Annotated in this window: 19 protein-coding genes and 1 pseudogene; 1 reads left to right on the forward strand and 19 read right to left on the reverse strand. The window is 61.3% G+C overall.

Going from position 1 to position 16,549, the window contains the following annotated elements; translation table 11 throughout:
- Positions 1-133: 133 nt before the first annotated feature.
- From bamB to trmJ, 18 genes are all read right to left on the reverse strand, one after another.
- The gene (gene bamB, locus BT116_RS20535) at positions 134-1,285 is read right to left on the reverse strand and encodes an outer membrane protein assembly factor BamB (protein ID WP_072346740.1); all 1,152 of its coding nucleotides are present in this window, start codon (positions 1,283-1,285) and stop codon (positions 134-136) included.
- A complete protein-coding gene (locus BT116_RS20540; RefSeq protein ID WP_063322849.1) occupies positions 1,278-1,919 on the reverse strand; it encodes a YfgM family protein in 642 nt (213 codons plus the stop codon). The genes bamB and BT116_RS20540 overlap by 8 nt, the downstream gene beginning before the upstream one ends.
- A 40-nt stretch (positions 1,920-1,959) precedes the next feature.
- The gene (gene hisS, locus BT116_RS20545; RefSeq protein WP_014336698.1) at positions 1,960-3,249 is read right to left on the reverse strand and encodes a histidine--tRNA ligase; all 1,290 of its coding nucleotides are present in this window, start codon (positions 3,247-3,249) and stop codon (positions 1,960-1,962) included.
- Between the two features lie 22 nt (positions 3,250-3,271).
- Positions 3,272-4,381 carry a flavodoxin-dependent (E)-4-hydroxy-3-methylbut-2-enyl-diphosphate synthase gene (gene ispG / locus BT116_RS20550; protein WP_072346742.1) on the reverse strand — a complete coding sequence of 370 codons (1,110 nt, stop codon included), beginning with the start codon at positions 4,379-4,381 and terminating at the stop codon, positions 3,272-3,274.
- Positions 4,382-4,384: 3 nt separating this feature from the next.
- Positions 4,385-5,404: a RodZ domain-containing protein gene (locus BT116_RS20555; RefSeq protein WP_072346744.1), complete on the reverse strand. Its 1,020-nt coding sequence runs from the start codon at positions 5,402-5,404 to the stop codon at positions 4,385-4,387.
- Positions 5,404-6,162 (reverse strand): type IV pilus biogenesis/stability protein PilW, encoded by a 759-nt coding sequence (pilW, locus tag BT116_RS20560; RefSeq protein ID WP_063322851.1) that lies wholly within the window; start codon positions 6,160-6,162, stop codon positions 5,404-5,406. The genes BT116_RS20555 and pilW overlap by 1 nt, the downstream gene beginning before the upstream one ends.
- A 12-nt stretch (positions 6,163-6,174) precedes the next feature.
- A complete protein-coding gene (gene rlmN, locus BT116_RS20565; RefSeq protein ID WP_063322852.1) occupies positions 6,175-7,323 on the reverse strand; it encodes a dual-specificity RNA methyltransferase RlmN in 1,149 nt (382 codons plus the stop codon).
- A 28-nt stretch (positions 7,324-7,351) separates the two neighbouring features.
- Positions 7,352-7,777, reverse strand: coding sequence for a nucleoside-diphosphate kinase (gene ndk / locus BT116_RS20570; RefSeq protein WP_003185145.1), 426 nt, complete (start codon positions 7,775-7,777; stop codon positions 7,352-7,354).
- A gap of 88 nt (positions 7,778-7,865) precedes the next feature.
- Positions 7,866-8,066, reverse strand: a complete 201-nt coding sequence (iscX, locus tag BT116_RS20575; protein ID WP_003198004.1) for a Fe-S cluster assembly protein IscX — start codon at positions 8,064-8,066, stop codon at positions 7,866-7,868.
- A 13-nt stretch (positions 8,067-8,079) separates the two neighbouring features.
- Positions 8,080-8,421, reverse strand: a complete 342-nt coding sequence (gene fdx, locus BT116_RS20580) for an ISC system 2Fe-2S type ferredoxin (protein ID WP_003198002.1) — start codon at positions 8,419-8,421, stop codon at positions 8,080-8,082.
- 3 nt (positions 8,422-8,424) lie between these two features.
- A complete protein-coding gene (gene hscA, locus BT116_RS20585; protein WP_072346746.1) occupies positions 8,425-10,287 on the reverse strand; it encodes a Fe-S protein assembly chaperone HscA in 1,863 nt (620 codons plus the stop codon).
- Positions 10,288-10,337: 50 nt separating this feature from the next.
- Positions 10,338-10,859: a co-chaperone HscB gene (gene hscB / locus BT116_RS20590; RefSeq protein WP_072346748.1), complete on the reverse strand. Its 522-nt coding sequence runs from the start codon at positions 10,857-10,859 to the stop codon at positions 10,338-10,340.
- 8 nt (positions 10,860-10,867) lie between these two features.
- Positions 10,868-11,191 carry an iron-sulfur cluster assembly protein IscA gene (gene iscA, locus BT116_RS20595; protein WP_030139597.1) on the reverse strand — a complete coding sequence of 108 codons (324 nt, stop codon included), beginning with the start codon at positions 11,189-11,191 and terminating at the stop codon, positions 10,868-10,870.
- Between the two features lie 24 nt (positions 11,192-11,215).
- A complete protein-coding gene (iscU, locus tag BT116_RS20600; RefSeq protein WP_003185157.1) occupies positions 11,216-11,602 on the reverse strand; it encodes a Fe-S cluster assembly scaffold IscU in 387 nt (128 codons plus the stop codon).
- 43 nt (positions 11,603-11,645) lie between these two features.
- Positions 11,646-12,860, reverse strand: a complete 1,215-nt coding sequence (locus BT116_RS20605; RefSeq protein WP_063322856.1) for an IscS subfamily cysteine desulfurase — start codon at positions 12,858-12,860, stop codon at positions 11,646-11,648.
- A gap of 50 nt (positions 12,861-12,910) precedes the next feature.
- Positions 12,911-13,402, reverse strand: a complete 492-nt coding sequence (gene iscR / locus BT116_RS20610; RefSeq protein ID WP_003185160.1) for a Fe-S cluster assembly transcriptional regulator IscR — start codon at positions 13,400-13,402, stop codon at positions 12,911-12,913.
- A gap of 266 nt (positions 13,403-13,668) precedes the next feature.
- Entirely contained in the window at positions 13,669-14,445 is a 777-nt protein-coding gene (gene cysE / locus BT116_RS20615) for a serine O-acetyltransferase (protein ID WP_072346750.1), read from the reverse strand.
- 1 nt (position 14,446) lies between these two features.
- Positions 14,447-15,217 carry a tRNA (cytosine(32)/uridine(32)-2'-O)-methyltransferase TrmJ gene (gene trmJ / locus BT116_RS20620; protein WP_072346752.1) on the reverse strand — a complete coding sequence of 257 codons (771 nt, stop codon included), beginning with the start codon at positions 15,215-15,217 and terminating at the stop codon, positions 14,447-14,449.
- A gap of 144 nt (positions 15,218-15,361) precedes the next feature.
- Between trmJ and suhB the strand changes: the two genes are divergently transcribed.
- Positions 15,362-16,180, forward strand: coding sequence for a type III secretion system regulator SuhB (suhB, locus tag BT116_RS20625; protein ID WP_003185165.1), 819 nt, complete (start codon positions 15,362-15,364; stop codon positions 16,178-16,180).
- Between the two features lie 41 nt (positions 16,181-16,221).
- Here suhB and BT116_RS20630 read toward each other — a convergent pair.
- Positions 16,222-16,549: pseudogene (locus BT116_RS20630) on the reverse strand (IS4 family transposase); the annotation flags it as partial.

A 16,549-nucleotide genomic window follows, 5' to 3' on the forward strand; every position in this document is an offset into this window, starting at 1 on the left:
GCGGCTCTCCACTTCGTTATTTCAGAAAATACAAAAGCCGCTGCGAGGCAGCGGCTGGTGCTCGGGGCAGTCTGTGCAAGCCCTGCAAACCTTGAGAACAAGGCCGCTTGGGGGATTAGCCCCAAGCATAGTCTTACTTGATGGTCAGGGCTTCCAGTTTGCCGCTGTTGCCATACACATAGATCATGTTGCCCACCACCAGCGGACGGGCACGCAGGCCGTCGCTGTCGATGCGCTCACGGCCGACGAAACGACCGTCCACCTGGCTGAGCAGGTGCAGGTAACCTTCCAGGTCACCCACTGCAACGTAGCTGGAGAACACTTCCGGGGCCGACAGTTGACGACGGGCCAGGGAGTCATTGCTCCACAAGGCGGTGGTGGAACGCTCGTCAACGCCTTCGACGGTGCCAGAGGACAGGCTCACGTAGACGCTGCCAAAACCCTGGGCGACACCGGCGTAGCTGGACGCATCGCGCTGCCACAACGGACGACCGCTTTCCAGGTCCAGTGCCGCCACGCGGCCCTGATAGCTGGCGACGTACAACGTACCGCCGGACAGCAACAAGCCACCGTCGATGTCGACCACACGCTCCAGCTCCGAACGACCTTGCGGGATCGCTACGCGCTGTTCCCAGACCGGCACGCCGTTGGAAATATCCAGGGCCACCACTTTACCGGTCGACAAGCCAGCCACCGCCAGGCGGTTGGTGACGATCGGTGCACTGGTGCCACGCAGGGTCAGTACTGCCGGGGTGCTGTCATACAACCAGCGCTGGTTGCCAGTAGCGGCATCCAGGCCGATCAGGCGGTCGTCCTGGGTCTGGACTACCACCACGTCACCGTTGGTGGCCGGCGGTGCGAGCACTTCGCTGGTCACGCGGGCGCGCCATTTCTCTTCACCGCGGCTCGCGTCCAGGGCGACGATCTCGCCCTTGAGCGTGCCGATCATGACCAGGCCGTAACCCACGCCAACGGCGCCGGAAACAGGCAGCTCAAGATCTTTCTTCCATTTGACGTCACCGTTGGTACGGTCCATCGCCATCACCACGCCCGTGACATCACCTGCATAGATGGTGTCGCCGTCAATGGCCGGCACCAGCATGTTGTAGGTTTCGCCCTGGCCATCGCCGATGGAACGGCTCCACTGCTTCTGCAGCACGACTTCTTCTTTGAAGTCGGTCAGTTCGGCCGGAGGCAGTTCTTTCTTGCTGTTGCTGCTGCAACCCGCGGCCAGAATGGCCAGGGCCAGCAATGCTGCATGTTTCCAACGGATCACGTCACGCATCCCCTTTGGCCAGGTCGTCCAGCTTGATTTGCAGGCCACCGACCGCGGCTTCATCCGACAGCGCAGCCTTGGCTTTTTGGTAGGCCGCATGGGCCTCATCGGCACGGCCCAGCTGTACCAGCAGGTCGCCCTTGAGTTCTTCGCGGGTCGCCAGGAATGCCTTGTCGGCATCGCCGTCGAGCAGCTTCAATGCCTCTTCAGCCTTGTTCTGTGCCGCCAACACCTGCGCCAGGCGCTGACGCGCCACTTCGCCCAGGGTCGGGTTGGCCGGCTTGTCGACGATACCTTTGAGCTCGGTCGCGGCGTCGTCCAGCTTGCCGCTGTCCACCGCCACCTTGGCCACGAACAGGCGACCGTATTGCGCGTAGGCGGTGCCGCCGAATTCCTTGTCCAGCTTGCCGGCCAGGTCCGCCACGCGGGCCGCGTCAGGCTTGCCGTCCGGGGTCAGGGTGGTTTCCAGCAATTGCTGGTAGAGCACCGAGGCGCCTTGCGACTGGTTGCTCTGGTATTTCTGGTAGGCCTGCCAGCCGAACACGATGACCAGCGCCAACAGGCCGCCAGTGACCAGCGGCTTGCCGTTGCGCGTCCACCAGTCCTTCAAATCCGCCAGCTGTTCATCTTCGGTACTCGACACCCCAATACTCCTTAATCGCTAAATCGGCTGTTTGACAGCTTCAACCCTGCACGACGCAGGTGGCCAGGTGTGCAGCAAGCGCATCCCAGGCAATGCTTTGTTGCTCGCCCTGGCCACGCAGGGGTTTGAAACCTACCACTTGTTGGGCCAGTTCGTCGTCACCGAGGATCAGTGCGTACAGCGCACCGCTCTTGTCGGCCTTCTTGAACTGGCTCTTGAAACTGCCGGCGCCGGCGTTGATCTGCAGCCGCAGGTTGGGCAACTGGTCGCGGATCCGCTCGCTCAACGACAAGGCGGCCAGTTCGGCGGCCTCGCCAAAGGCGCACAGATAGACGTCGACCTGACGGGACAGTTCTTCGGGGACCTTGTCCAAGGCTTCCAGCATCAGCACCAGGCGCTCGATGCCCATGGCAAAGCCCACGCCCGGGGTCGGCTTGCCGCCCATCTGCTCCACCAGTCCGTCGTAGCGGCCGCCAGCACATACAGTGCCTTGGGCGCCGAGTTTGTCGGTGACCCACTCGAAGACGGTCTTGCTGTAGTAGTCCAGGCCACGGACCAACTTGGGGTTGATCACGTAAGGGATACCCACGGCGTCGAGGCGCGCCTTCAGCCCTTCGAAGTGTGCACGGGATTCGTCGTCGAGGTAGTCGGCCATTTTCGGCGCGTCGACCAGGACGGCCTGGGTCTCGGCATTCTTGGTGTCGAGCACACGCAGCGGGTTGGTCTTCAGACGGCGCTGGCTGTCTTCGTCGAGCTTGTCCAGGTGGGCGGAAAGAAACTCCACCAACGCTTCACGGTAGCGGCCACGGGACTCGCTGGTGCCCAGGCTGTTGAGCTCGAGCTTGACCGCATCGCGAAGCCCCAGCTCGCCCCACAGGCGCCAGGTCATGACGATCAGCTCGGCATCGATGTCCGGCCCCTCGAGGTTGAACACCTCCAGGCCAATCTGGTGGAACTGGCGATAACGGCCTTTCTGCGGACGCTCGTGACGAAACATCGGGCCGACGTACCAGAGTTTCTGCACCTGGCCGCCGCCGGTAATGCCATGCTCGAGCACCGCACGCACGCAGGCCGCCGTGCCTTCCGGGCGCAGGGTCAGGGAGTCGCCGTTGCGGTCGTCGAAGGTGTACATCTCTTTTTCGACGATGTCGGTCACTTCACCGATGGAGCGCTTGAACAGCTCGGTGAACTCGACGATCGGCATGCGGATCTGCCGATAGCCGTAGTTATCCAGCAGACGCGCCACAGTGCCCTCGAAATAACGCCACAGGGGCGTCTGCTCGGGCAGGATGTCGTTCATGCCACGAATGGCTTGCAGGGACTTGCTCACGTGTATTCCTTAATCTTTCGACTTAACCGCGCGCGATGATCGCTGCGTCGGCTTCGACCTTTTCGGCCGCTTTCTGGCGAATCAGCCGTTCCAGCTCATCCACCAGATTGTCATTCGTCAGTTTCTGCGACGGCTTGCCGTCGATGTAAATCAGGTTCGGTGTACCGCCAGTCAGGCCGATGTGCGCCTCCTTGGCTTCGCCCGGCCCGTTGACCACGCAACCGATCACCGCGACATCCAGCGGCACCAGCAGGTCTTCGAGGCGCCCTTCCAGTTCGTTCATCGTCTTGACCACATCGAAGTTCTGCCGCGAGCAGCTCGGGCAGGCGATGAAGTTGATGCCACGGGAACGCAGGTGCAGGGACTTGAGAATGTCGTAGCCGACTTTCACTTCCTCGACCGGGTCAGCCGCCAACGAGATGCGGATGGTATCGCCAATCCCTTCGGCGAGCAGCATACCGAGGCCGACGGCGGATTTCACCGTACCCGAACGCAACCCACCGGCTTCGGTGATGCCCAGGTGCAGCGGCTGGACGATTTCCTTGGCCAGCAGGCGGTAGGCTTCGACGGCCATGAACACGTCGGACGCCTTCACGCTGACCTTGAAGTCCTGGAAATTCAGGCGTTCGAGGTGCTCGACGTGGCGCAGGGCCGATTCCACCAGTGCCGCCGGGGTCGGTTCGCCGTATTTCTTTTGCAGGTCTTTTTCCAGGGAACCGGCGTTCACGCCGATGCGGATCGGGATGCCACGGTCGCGGGCGGCATCTACCACGGCGCGCACGCGGTCTTCACGACCGATGTTGCCCGGGTTGATGCGCAGGCAATCCACACCCAGCTCGGCCACACGCAGCGCGATGCGATAGTCGAAGTGGATGTCGGCCACCAAGGGGACCTTGACCCGTTGCTTGATCTTGCCGAACGCCTCGGCCGCGTCCATGTCCGGCACCGATACGCGCACGATGTCGACACCGGCGGCTTCCAGGCGGTTGATCTGGGCGACCGTGGCGGCTACGTCATTGGTGTCGCTGTTGGTCATGCTCTGCACAGCGATAGGCGCATCGCCGCCCACGGGCACGTTACCGACCCAGATCTTTCGGGATTCGCGACGCTTGATTGGAGATTCGCCGTGCATGACTTATTGACCCAACTTCAGGCGAGCGGTCTCGCCACTGGTGAACGGAGCGATGTCGACCGGCTGGCCGTTGTAGCTGACCTGCGCGCCACGGGCATACCCCAGGCGTACGGCAAACGGCGGCTTGCCATTGACGGCGGTGCTGTCGCCCTTGCGCTTGAGGCCACTGAACAGCACCTTGCCGTTGCCGTCGGTGATCTGCGTCCAGCAGTCGGCGACAAACTGGATCTGTACCTGGCCTTCACCTGCGGCTGGAGCCGAGGTCGGGGCCGCCGGAGCTGCCGGAGCAACTGGCGCGGCTGGCGCAACGTGGGTCGCAGGCGCAGCCGCGGTCGGCGCTGGCGTGCTCGGTGCGGCAGGCGCCGTGGCAATCGGTGCAGCCGGCGCTGCTGGTGCAACTGGCGCAGGGGCTGGAGCAGCCGGCTCGGCACCCGCTTCGGCACCGGCGTCCTGGCCCTGTGGCAACGCCAGGGCGGTCTCGCCTTCGGCCTGGCCTTCGACGACAGCCTGGTCTTCCGGCTCGTCCAGCGGATGGATCTGGGTGGTGCCGTCGGCGCCTTCGACCTCGACGTGCTCAGGGTTCATGGCGACCGGCTCCTTGTTGCGCAAGGAAGCCTGGTCCTGCCACCAGACAAAACCGCCACCAATCACCGCGATCAGCAGCAACAGGCTGACGATTCGCAAAATGGTGTGGGAAACGCGAACCGGTTCCTCGATGCGCCCCAGGCTGTGCACGTTGCTGCCCTGGGCATCGGAACCGGTGTATTGATCGAATTGCTGGACCAGCACGGTCTGGTCCATACCGAGCAACTTGGCATAGGCGCGGATATAGCCCCGGGCGAAGGTATGCCCAGGCAGCTTGTCGAACGCGCCCGCTTCCAGATTGCCCAGGGAGGCCACGGTGAGATTGAGCTTGAGGGCCACTTCGGCCAGCGACCAACCATTGCTTTCGCGGGCTTGACGCAGGGTCTCACCAGGATTTACGCGAGTCGCTGCTACAACTTCGGGATGCGCCGCTTTCATCATTGCTCCGACAGGTATTGCTGATATTCCGGCGTACCGGGATAGAGTCTTTTGAGTTGCAGGCCGTAACTTGCAGCCTTGTCGCGATCTTCAAACACATGTGCCAGCCGAACGCCGAGCAATAGACTACGTGCATTTTGCTCACTCAGCAGGCTAAAACGCTCGTAGTAGTCACGCGCGGGCACATAATGCCTGTCTTCGTAGGACAACTCAGCCATTTCCAGCAGCGCCCGCGGTTGCTGGCGGTTGAGCCGCAGTGCCTTTTCCAGTTGCTGGCGGGCCAGGTCGCGCTGGCCGAGCTGCGCAGCCGTCATGCCGAGGTTTTCGAAAACCCGCGAACGCTCAGGGTAAAGGGTGTCGGCGGCAGCCTGCTCGAAGCGCTCGTAGGCGTCCTTGTAGCGTTTCTGCTCGAAAAGAAAACTGCCGTAGTTGTTCAGGATCCGCGCGTCTTGCGGGCGGGCAGACAGTGCCTTGCGAAAATGCTGGTCGGCCAGCTCCGGCTCCATTTCGGCCTGGAACACCAGGGCCAGGGCCGCGTTGGCATCCGGGTCGGAGTCGTCCAGTTCCAGGGCTTTCTTGAGCGGCACCTTGGCCCGTTCGGTCATGCCCTGCTGCAGGTAGCCAATGCCCAACTGCACGTAGGCCACACGCGCCTCGTCGCGCCCTTTGCTGGTCCTCATCGGGTTGTAGTCACCCGACAGGACACAACCGGAACAAAGGCCGGCCAACAGCAAAACGAGCGCGAAGCGCAGGGACATAGAGTTCCTCTCTTAGTGACTGTTCGCAGCGTTTTGCACCGCATCGTCCGTGGCGTTCAACTCACGCACGGCAATGTAGCGTTCGCTGCGACGGGTGCGATCCAGCACCTGTCCTACCAATTGGCCACAGGCGGCGTCGATATCTTCGCCGCGAGTGGTGCGCACGGTGACGTTGAAGCCAGCGTGGTGAAGCTGATCCTGGAAGCGACGAATCGCGTTGTTGCTCGGACGCTCGTAACCGGAATGCGGGAACGGGTTGAACGGGATCAGGTTGATCTTGCACGGGATGTTCTTGAGCAACTCGATCATCTCGACCGCGTGTTCGACCTTGTCGTTCACATCCTTGAGCAGTGTGTACTCGATGGTCAGCACGCGCTTTTCGCCCAGGGACGACATGTAGCGCTGGCACGACTCGAGCAGCATCTTAAGCGGATATTTCTTGTTGATCGGCACCAATTGGTTACGCAATGCGTCATTGGGTGCGTGCAGCGACAACGCCAGGGAGACGTCGATGTGCTTGGCCAGCTCATCGATCATCGGTACCACGCCGGAGGTGGACAGGGTCACGCGGCGCTTGGAGATGCCGTAGCCCAGGTCGTCCATCATCAGGTGCATGGCGGAAACGACGTTGTCGAAATTCAGCAGCGGCTCACCCATGCCCATCATCACCACGTTGGTGATGGCACGGTCGACGGTCGCCGGGACACTGCCAAAGGATTTGTTGGCAATCCACACCTGGCCGATCACTTCGGCGGCGGTGAGGTTGCTATTGAAGCCTTGCTTGCCGGTGGAGCAGAAACTGCAATCCAGGGCACAGCCTGCCTGGGACGAAACGCACAAGGTTCCGCGTTTGCCCTGGGGGATGTAGACGGTCTCGACGCAGCTGCCGGACGCCACGCGCACCACCCACTTACGGGTACCGTCGCTGGAAATGTCCTGGCTGACCACTTCGGGGCCGCGAATTTCGGCAACAGCCTTGAGCTTTTCGCGCAGGGCCTTGCCGACATTCGTCATGGCGTCGAAGTCGTCGACGCCAAAGTGGTGAATCCATTTCATCACCTGACCGGCACGGAAACGCTTCTCCCCGATCGAGTCGAAGAATTTCTCCATTTCCGGCTGGGTCAGCCCCAGCAGATTGGTTTTAACAGTCGATGTAGTCATGGATTCACCTTCGCTCTTAAGCCAATGCTTAGCGAGCGGTTACTTCAGTAGCAGCGAAAAAGTAAGCGATTTCGCGAGCAGCAGCGGCTTCGGAGTCCGAACCGTGAACGGCGTTGGCGTCGATGGACTCGGCGAAGTCAGCACGGATGGTGCCGGCAGCCGCTTCTTTAGGGTTGGTAGCGCCCATCAGCTCACGGTTGCGAGCGATAGCGTTTTCGCCTTCGAGCACCTGAACGACAACCGGACCGGAAGTCATGAAGGCAACCAGCTCACCGAAGAAACCGCGCTCGCTGTGCTCAGCGTAGAAGCCTTCGGCTTCGGCTTTGGACAGTTGCTTCATTTTCGAAGCTACAACGCGCAGGCCAGCGTCTTCGAAGCGGGTAACGATCTTGCCGATCACGTTTTTAGCAACGGCGTCAGGCTTGATGATGGAGAAAGTACGTTGAACAGCCATGGTGTAACTCCAGAAACGGTAATTTGCGAAAAATTAAACCCGCGAATTATACGCGGGTTCAGGGGTATTGCCTAACCTGCCAGGTCGATCAGTCGATTTCTTCGATCCAGAGCGCCTGGACCGCTTCCAAGACCTTCTCGCCACAACGGCCAGAGGTACTGTCGAAACCGGGAAGCTCCATGATCCAGTGCTGCAGATCGACGAAATTGACCTTCAGCGGATCCACGTCCGGCTTGGCTTCGGCCAGTTCTTCTGCGATGCGTTGTACATCATTCCAACCATAGCTCATGACAGTGTCACCATCAGTGCGGCGCTTCGGCCGCATGGTTAAGCGAATATTTCGGGATTTCGACCACCAGGTCTTCGGTGCCGACCTTGGCCTGACAGGTCAGGCGCGACGTCGGTTCCAGGCCCCAGGCCCTATCAAGGTAGTCCTCTTCCAGCTCGTCGGCCTCATTCAGCGAGTCGAAACCCTCACGAATGATGCAATGGCAGGTGGTGCAGGCACAGACACCGCCGCAGGCGCTCTCGATCTCGATGTGGTTGTCATGGGCCACTTCGAGAATGGACTTGCCGGTTTCGGCCTCTACCACCATACCGTCCGGGCAATGCTCGGCGTGTGGCAGAAAAATGATCTGCGGCATCAGTTATTCCTCGATTTCATTCAGGTTGCGCCCCGCCAGGGCGGCTTTCACCGTCGAGTCCAGGCGGCGGGCAGCAAAGGCATCGGTGACTTGCGACAGACGCTTGGTCTGCTGCTCGATGGCATAGCCATCGGTGCCTTTGATCAATTCGGACAATTCCTGCATCTGCAGCTCGATGACCATGCGCTCTTCAGCGTCGAGCAAACGGTCGCCGTCTGCCTCCAGGGCACCTTGCACGGCTTCGATCAGGCGCTGGGCATCGACCTGCTGCTCACGCAGCACGCGGGCCACCTTGTCGTCGCTGGCATGCTGGAAGGAATCCTTGAGCATCTTGGCGATTTCGCCGTCGGTCAGGCCATAGGACGGCTTGACCTGGATGCTCGCCTCCACGCCCGAACCCAGTTCGCGGGCGGAGACATTGAGCAAGCCGTCGGCATCGACCTGGAAGGTCACGCGAATCTTCGCCGCACCCGCCACCATCGGCGGGATGCCGCGCAATTCGAAGCGAGCCAGGGAGCGGCAGTCGCTGATCAGCTCACGCTCGCCTTGCAGCACGTGGACCATCATGGCCGACTGGCCGTCTTTATAGGTGGTGAAGTCTTGGGCGCGAGCCACGGGGATGGTGGTGTTACGCGGAATCACCTTCTCCATCAAGCCGCCCATGGTTTCCAGGCCCAGGGACAACGGAATCACGTCGAGCAGCAGCAGTTCGCCGCCATCGCGCTTGTTGCCCGCCAGGGTATCGGCCTGGATCGCGGCGCCAATGGCGACCACCTGGTCCGGGTCGATTTCAGTCAGCGGCTGGCGGCCAAAGGCCTCGGCAACGGCTTCGCGAACCCGAGGCACGCGGGTCGAACCACCGACCATGACCACAGCCTTGACGTCTTCGAGCTCCACGCCGGAATCGCGCACGGCACGGCGGCAGGCCTTCAGGCTGCGGGCGACCATGGGCTCGATCAGAGCATCGAAGGCTTCGCGGGTCAGCGTGGCTTTCCAGTCGCCATAAGCGACTTCAACGGTGGCGGCGTCGGTCAAGGCTTCCTTGGCGGCGCAGGCGGTTTGCAGCAGGTGGCGTTGCGCACCCGGGTCGAGGTCAGCGGACAAACCGGCTTGCTCGATGATCCAGCCGGCGATGGCGTGGTCGAAGTCATCGCCACCCAGGGCACTGTCGCCACCGATGGCCAGGACTTCGAAAACACCGCCGGTCAGGCGCAGGATCGAAATATCGAAAGTACCGCCACCCAAGTCGTAGATGGCAACCAGGCCTTCGGCATGCTGGTCCAGGCCATACGCGACCGCAGCGGCCGTCGGCTCGTTGAGCAGGCGCAGCACGTTCAGGCCGGCGAGCTTGGCGGCATCCTTGGTGGCTTGGCGCTGGGCGTCGTCGAAATAGGCCGGCACGGTGATGACCGCACCCACCAGCTCACCGCCCAACGCCGCTTCGGCGCGCTGGCGCAACACCTTGAGGATGTCGGCGGAAACCTCGACCGGGCTTTTCGGGCCCTGCACGGTCTCGATGAACGGCATGTGGGATTCGCCACCGACGAAGCGGTACGGCAGTTGGTCGCCCAATTGCTTGACGTCGGACAGACCACGACCCATCAAGCGCTTGACCGAGACGATGGTATTCAACGGATCGGTGGCGGCGGCCAGCTTCGCCGACTCGCCCACTTCAACGCGATCGGCGTGATAACGCACGGCGGACGGCAGGATCACCCGCCCCTGCTCGTCGGCCAGCGGTTCGGAAAGACCGCTGCGCAAGGCAGCGACCAGGGAGTTGGTGGTACCCAAGTCGATCCCGACAGCCAGGCGACGCTGGTGCGGTTGTGGACTTTGGCCGGGTTCGGCGATCTGCAGTAGGGCCATCGTAATCAGGACTTATCTGTAATCAGGCGTGCGACCGGAGCGGCACTGGGTTAATCGTCGAGGCGCTCTTCGAGCTGGCGCACTTCGTAGGTGAGCTTGTCGAGGAACTGCATGCGCCGCATCAGGCGTTCGGCCTGTTCGCGTTGCGCGGCATCGTTCCAGCAGGCTGCGAAGCTTTCGTTCAGTGTTTGCTGGGCGTCTTTCAAGCGCCGCTTGAATACCGCGACACCGGCCAGGTCGGCGCTGTCCTGCAGGTCTTCGAGCTCTTCGCGCCATTGCATCTGCTGCAAAAGAAACTCGGGATCGTGGACCGTGACTTCCAGCGGCAACTCATGACCGCTGATGGCGAGCAGGTAGCGTGCGCGCTTGGCCGGGTTCTTGAGCGTCTGGTAAGCCTCGTTGAGGTTCGCCGACTGCTCGAGCGCCCGCCGCTGCTCCGCCTCGGAGGCATCGGCAAAGCGGTCGGGATGGACGCCACGGGCCAATTCCAGATACCGCGCGGACAACTGGTCGAGATCCAGCTGGAACGCAGGCTGCATCTGGAACAACGCAAAATGACAAGGAGTACCCACAAGCCGCCTCAGATGTTGAAGCTTTCGCCGCAGCCACACTCACCGCGCACGTTGGGGTTGTTGAACTTGAAGCCTTCGTTCAACCCTTCCTTGACGAAATCCAGTTCGGTGCCGTCCAGGTACGTCAGGCTTTTCGGGTCGATGATCACTTTCTGACCATGACTTTCGAACACCTGATCGTCTTCGCCCACTTCGTCGACGAATTCCAGCACGTAGGCAAGGCCAGAGCAGCCTGTGGTGCGAACACCCAGGCGGATACCCTCGCCCTTGCCACGCCCCGCGAGGGAACGCTGCACATGCTTAGCTGCCGCTTCTGTCATCTGGATAGCCATGAAAACTCCTTACCAATGCGCGGATCAGATCAAGCCTTTCTTCTGCTTGTAGTCGCGAACGGCGGCCTTGATGGCGTCTTCGGCGAGTACCGAGCAGTGGATCTTCACTGGCGGCAGGGCCAGTTCTTCGGCCAGCTGGGTGTTCTTGATGGTTTCGGCTTCATCAAGGGTCTTGCCCTTCATCCACTCGGTGGCCAGGGAGCTGGACGCAATGGCGGAACCGCAGCCATAGGTCTTGAACTTGGCATCTTCGATGATGCCTTGCTCGTTGACCTTGATCTGCAGGCGCATCACGTCGCCGCACGCCGGGGCGCCGACCATGCCGGTGCCGACATCAGGATCCTGCGCGTCCATCTTGCCGACGTTGCGCGGGTTCTCGTAGTGGTCGATGACCTTTTCGCTATATGCCATTTGCTTCAATCCTCATCAGTGAGTCGCTCTGGTGGCGACTTCTTCAGTGCGCCGCCCACTCGATTTTCGAAATGTCGACGCCGTCTTTGTACATGTCCCACAGCGGCGACAGAGCGCGCAGCTTGGTAACGGCCTCGCAGACTTTCTGCGCGGCGTAATCGATTTCCTCTTCGGTGGTGAAGCGGCCGAAGGTGAAGCGGATCGAGCTGTGGGCCAGTTCGTCGTTGCGGCCCAGGGCGCGCAGTACGTACGAAGGCTCAAGCGATGCCGAGGTGCACGCCGAACCGGACGACACGGCCAGATCCTTGAGCGCCATGATCAGCGACTCGCCTTCAACATAGTTGAAGCTCAGGTTCAGGTTGTGCGGTACGCGGGCGATCATGCTGCCGTTGACGTAGAGTTCTTCCAGATGCTCGACCTGCTTGAAGAAGCGGTCGCTCAGGGCCTTGATGCGCACGTTCTCGGCTGCCATGTCTTCCTTGGCGACACGGAAGGCTTCGCCCATGCCGACGATCTGGTGGGTCGCCAGGGTGCCGGAACGCATGCCACGCTCGTGACCGCCGCCGTGCATGGTCGCTTCGAGGCGAACACGCGGCTTGCGGCTGACGTACAGCGCACCAATGCCTTTAGGGCCGTAGGTCTTGTGGGCCGAGAACGACATCAGGTCGACTTTCAGCTTGGACAGGTCGATGTCGACCTTGCCGGTGGACTGGGCCGCATCCACGTGGAACAGGATGCCCTTGGAACGGGTCAGTTCGCCGATGGCGGCGATGTCGTTGACGGTGCCGATTTCGTTGTTCACGTGCATGATCGAAACCAGGATGGTGTCGTCGCGCAGGGCGGCTTCAACCATGGCAGGAGTGATGATGCCGTCTTCACCCGGTTCGATGTAGGTGACTTCGAAGCCTTCACGCTCCAGTTGGCGCATGGTGTCCAGGACAGCCTTGTGCTCGATCTTGGAGGTGATCAGGTGCTTGCCCTTGGTGTGATAGAAATGCGCGACACCCTTGATTGCCAGGTTGTCGGATTCAGTGGCACCGGAGGTCCAGACGATTTCACGCGGGTCGGCATTGACCAGGTCGGCGACCTGGCGACGGGCGTTTTCGACCGACTCTTCGGCCTTCCAGCCGAACACGTGGGAACGGGACGCCGGGTTACCGAAGTTTCCGTCGACCAGCAGGCATTCACTCATTTTTTGCGCAACACGCGGATCAACCGGGGTGGTCGCAGAGTAATCAAGGTAAATCGGCAATTTCATGGACTCTCTCCTAAATCAGGCTGGCTGGCGTTCCGCGTGCTCTGCGGCAGTCATTCGACGGCGGACGCTTCAATCTTGTCCAGGTGCGGCGCCTTGCTATTGCAACGACGCTGGTCCTGACGCTGGGCTACTTCTTGCACCTCACGACGAGTTACAAGGTCAGCCAAGCTGATACCGCTTAGAAATTCGTGAATCTGCAAGCTGAGGTCGCACCACAAGTGGTGGGTCAGGCAAGTATCGCCGCCATGGCAGTCGCCAAGGCCCTGGCATTTGGTCGCATCGACCGATTCGTTCACCGCATCGATCACCTGGGCGACCTGGATGCCCTGCATGTCCCGCGACAGCTGGTAGCCGCCGCCCGGGCCGCGAACGCTGGAAACCAGGTTGCTGCGGCGCAGCTTGGCGAACAGCTGTTCAAGGTAAGACAGGGAAATGCCCTGGCGCTCGGAGATATCGGCCAGGGACACCGGCCCGTGCTGCGCATGCAATGCCAGATCCAGCATTGCGGTCACGGCGTATCGGCCTTTTGTAGTCAGTCGCATGGACAATTACCACGGAGTTCGGAATGGGGGCGAGTATGCAATTCCCGAGTATTTAAGTCAAGTATAAGACCTAGTGCTTTACTCAGGTTTACCCGCGAAAGAGCGCGCGCATGATAGCAAAGGCTGGTCGGCGGCGACCAGCGATACCGCGTTATCGTTTATCGCGAGCAAGCTCGCACACAGAGGGGCCTTGGTGGATGCACAATTTGTGCACACCACAGATCCCCTGTAGGAGCGAGCTTACTCGCGATGAGGCCAGCAGGGTGTCAGCTAGCCTGGCTCTGATCCTTGTCCTTCACACACGCAAAGTCTTCCTCGCGCAGTTCGGGCAAGTCCTTGGCACAGTAATTACTGCCCAGGTCCTTCAGGGCGCCACACATCCCCTCCAGGCGCCCATCGACGGCCTGCAGGTGATCGAGCAACTGGTTGATGGCGCGGGCGACCGGGTCGGGCATGTCTTCGCCGACACCGTAGGCGTCGAAGCCAATCTTCTCGGCCATGGCCTTGCGGCGCGCGTCCTGCTCGTCATCGGACTTGACGATGATCCGCCCCGGAATACCCACCACGGTCGCGCCGGGCGGCACGGCCTTGGTAACCACGGCATTGGAACCGACTTTCGCCCCCGCCCCTACCGTGAACGGCCCGAGCACCTTGGCACCCGCACCCACCACCACACCGTCTTCCAGGGTCGGGTGGCGCTTGCCCTTGTTCCAGCTGGTGCCGCCGAGGGTCACGCCCTGGTACAGGGTCACGTCGTCGCCGATCTCGGCGGTTTCGCCGATGACGATGCCCATGCCGTGGTCGATGAAGAACCGACGGCCGACCTTGGCGCCCGGATGGATCTCGATCCCGGTCAACCAGCGCCCGAAGTTCGAGACCAGCCGCGCCAGCCACTTCCAGCCCATGTTCCACAAGGCGCCGGACAGGCGATGGATCCAGATCGCGTGCATCCCCGGGTAGCAGGTCAGCACTTCAAAGGCATTGCGCGCCGCCGGGTCACGATGGAAAACACTTTGGATATCTTCACGCAAACGTTCGAACATTTTATTTCTTCCGCTTAATCAGCTCGCCACGGGCCGCCTTCTGGGTTTCCGTGAGGATGCCGCGCAATATATTCATCTCCGCCCGGCTGACCGAGCTTCGTCCGTACAACCGACGCAGGCGCGCCATCAAGTGTCGCGGCTTTTCCGGGTCGAGGAACTCGATGTCCACCAGGGCCTGCTCCAGGTGTTCATAGAACCGTTCCAGTTCGTCCATGGTCGCCAGTGTCTCACTGCGCGGCGACGTGACCTCGGTTTTTTCGACTTTGCTGGGCTTGCCTTCGGCTGCCAGCCAAGCCATGCGCACTTCATAGCTCAATACCTGCACCGCCGCCCCCAGGTTCAAGGAACTGAACTCGGGGTCGGAAGGGATATGCACGTGAAAGTGACATCGCTGCAGCTCGTCGTTGGTCAAGCCGGAATCTTCACGGCCGAACACCAGGGCGATCTCAAAACCTTGCGCGGCCTCCTCGACCACTTTGGTGCCGCATTCGCGGGGGTCGAGCAGCGGCCAGGGGATACGCCGGTCGCGGGCGCTGGTGCCAAGCACCAGGTTGCACCCCACCAAGGCGTCTTCCAGGGTGGCGACGACCTGGGCATTGGCCAGGATGTCACCGGCACCGGAAGCCCGGGCGTCAGCCTCGTGATGAGGAAACAAGCGCGGTTCGACCAGCACCAGGCGCGACAGGCCCATGTTCTTCATGGCCCGCGCAACTCCGCCGATGTTACCCGGATGGCTGGTATTGACCAGGACGACACGAATGTTCTGCAACAAGGGAGGCGCTCTCGAACACGATAAAGGGAGCAAATCTTACATAAGCACCTACCGTTAAGCTATGAAAGCGAACACCAACCTTCTCCTCGGAAAACTTTCTGATAGAATGCGCGGCTTTCTTTAACAACCTTAGGTGACACATCCATGCAGCCCATGCTGAATATCGCGCTGCGCGCCGCCCGCAGCGCCAGTGAACTGATCTTCCGCTCCATCGAGCGCCTGGATACCATCAAGGTCGATGAAAAAGACGCCAAGGACTACGTGTCCGAGGTTGATCGCGCCGCCGAGCAAAAGATCGTCGACGCCCTGCGCAAGGCTTACCCGAATCACTCCATCCTCGGTGAAGAGACCGGCATGCACGCCGGCACTGGCATCGAAGGCGAAGAGTACCTGTGGATCATCGATCCGCTGGACGGCACCACCAACTTCCTGCGCGGCATTCCTCATTTCGCTGTCAGCATCGCCTGCAAATACCGTGGCCGCCTGGAACACGCCGTCGTGCTGGACCCGGTTCGCCAGGAAGAATTCACCGCCAGCCGTGGCCGTGGCGCCCAACTGAACGGTCGTCGCCTGCGCGTCAGCGGCCGCACCAGCCTGGACGGCGCCCTGCTGGGTACCGGCTTCCCGTTCCGCGATGACCAGATGGACAACCTGGACAACTACCTGGGCATGTTCCGCGCCCTGGTCGGCCAGACCGCCGGCATCCGCCGCGCCGGCGCTGCGAGCCTGGACCTGGCTTATGTGGCCGCAGGCCGTTTCGATGCGTTCTGGGAGTCGGGCCTGTCCGAGTGGGACATGGCTGCGGGCGCCCTGCTGATCCAGGAAGCCGGTGGCTTGGTGAGCGACTTCACCGGCGGCCACGACTTCCTTGAAAAAGGCCACATCGTTGCTGGCAACACCAAATGCTTCAAGGCTGTGCTGACTGCTATCCAGCCGCACTTGCCGGCTTCGTTGAAGCGCTAAGCAACCGGCTACAGAAAAGGCACCTTTCGGGGTAATGCCAGTCAGTTAAGCTGACTGGCATTTCTATTTCTGATCGGATATTTCGGTGATTTCAGCCGAATCGCCCGAGGATAAACGCGCTCCTCACGTCGATGCGGCAGCACGTAGTGCGGCGCTGAAGCATGAAGCTCGGCCAAATACTTGGGGATGTTCCCGGAACGGTCGGCGGAGACGCTGTTGATAAACCCGAGAATCGCCCAAGTGCAGGCGGTGAAGCTCATTTCGCACGGGTAAATGCCAGGACAGTGGCGACTCATTTCCACCATCTGATAGCGCAACAAGTTGTAGCCCAATAACACGCCCCACAACTCTTGCTCGATCATCTCTGGC

The sequence above is a fragment of the Pseudomonas sp. NFACC16-2 genome, from assembly GCF_900119205.1.
GTDB classification, from domain to species: Bacteria; Pseudomonadota; Gammaproteobacteria; order Pseudomonadales; family Pseudomonadaceae; genus Aquipseudomonas; species Aquipseudomonas fluorescens_Q.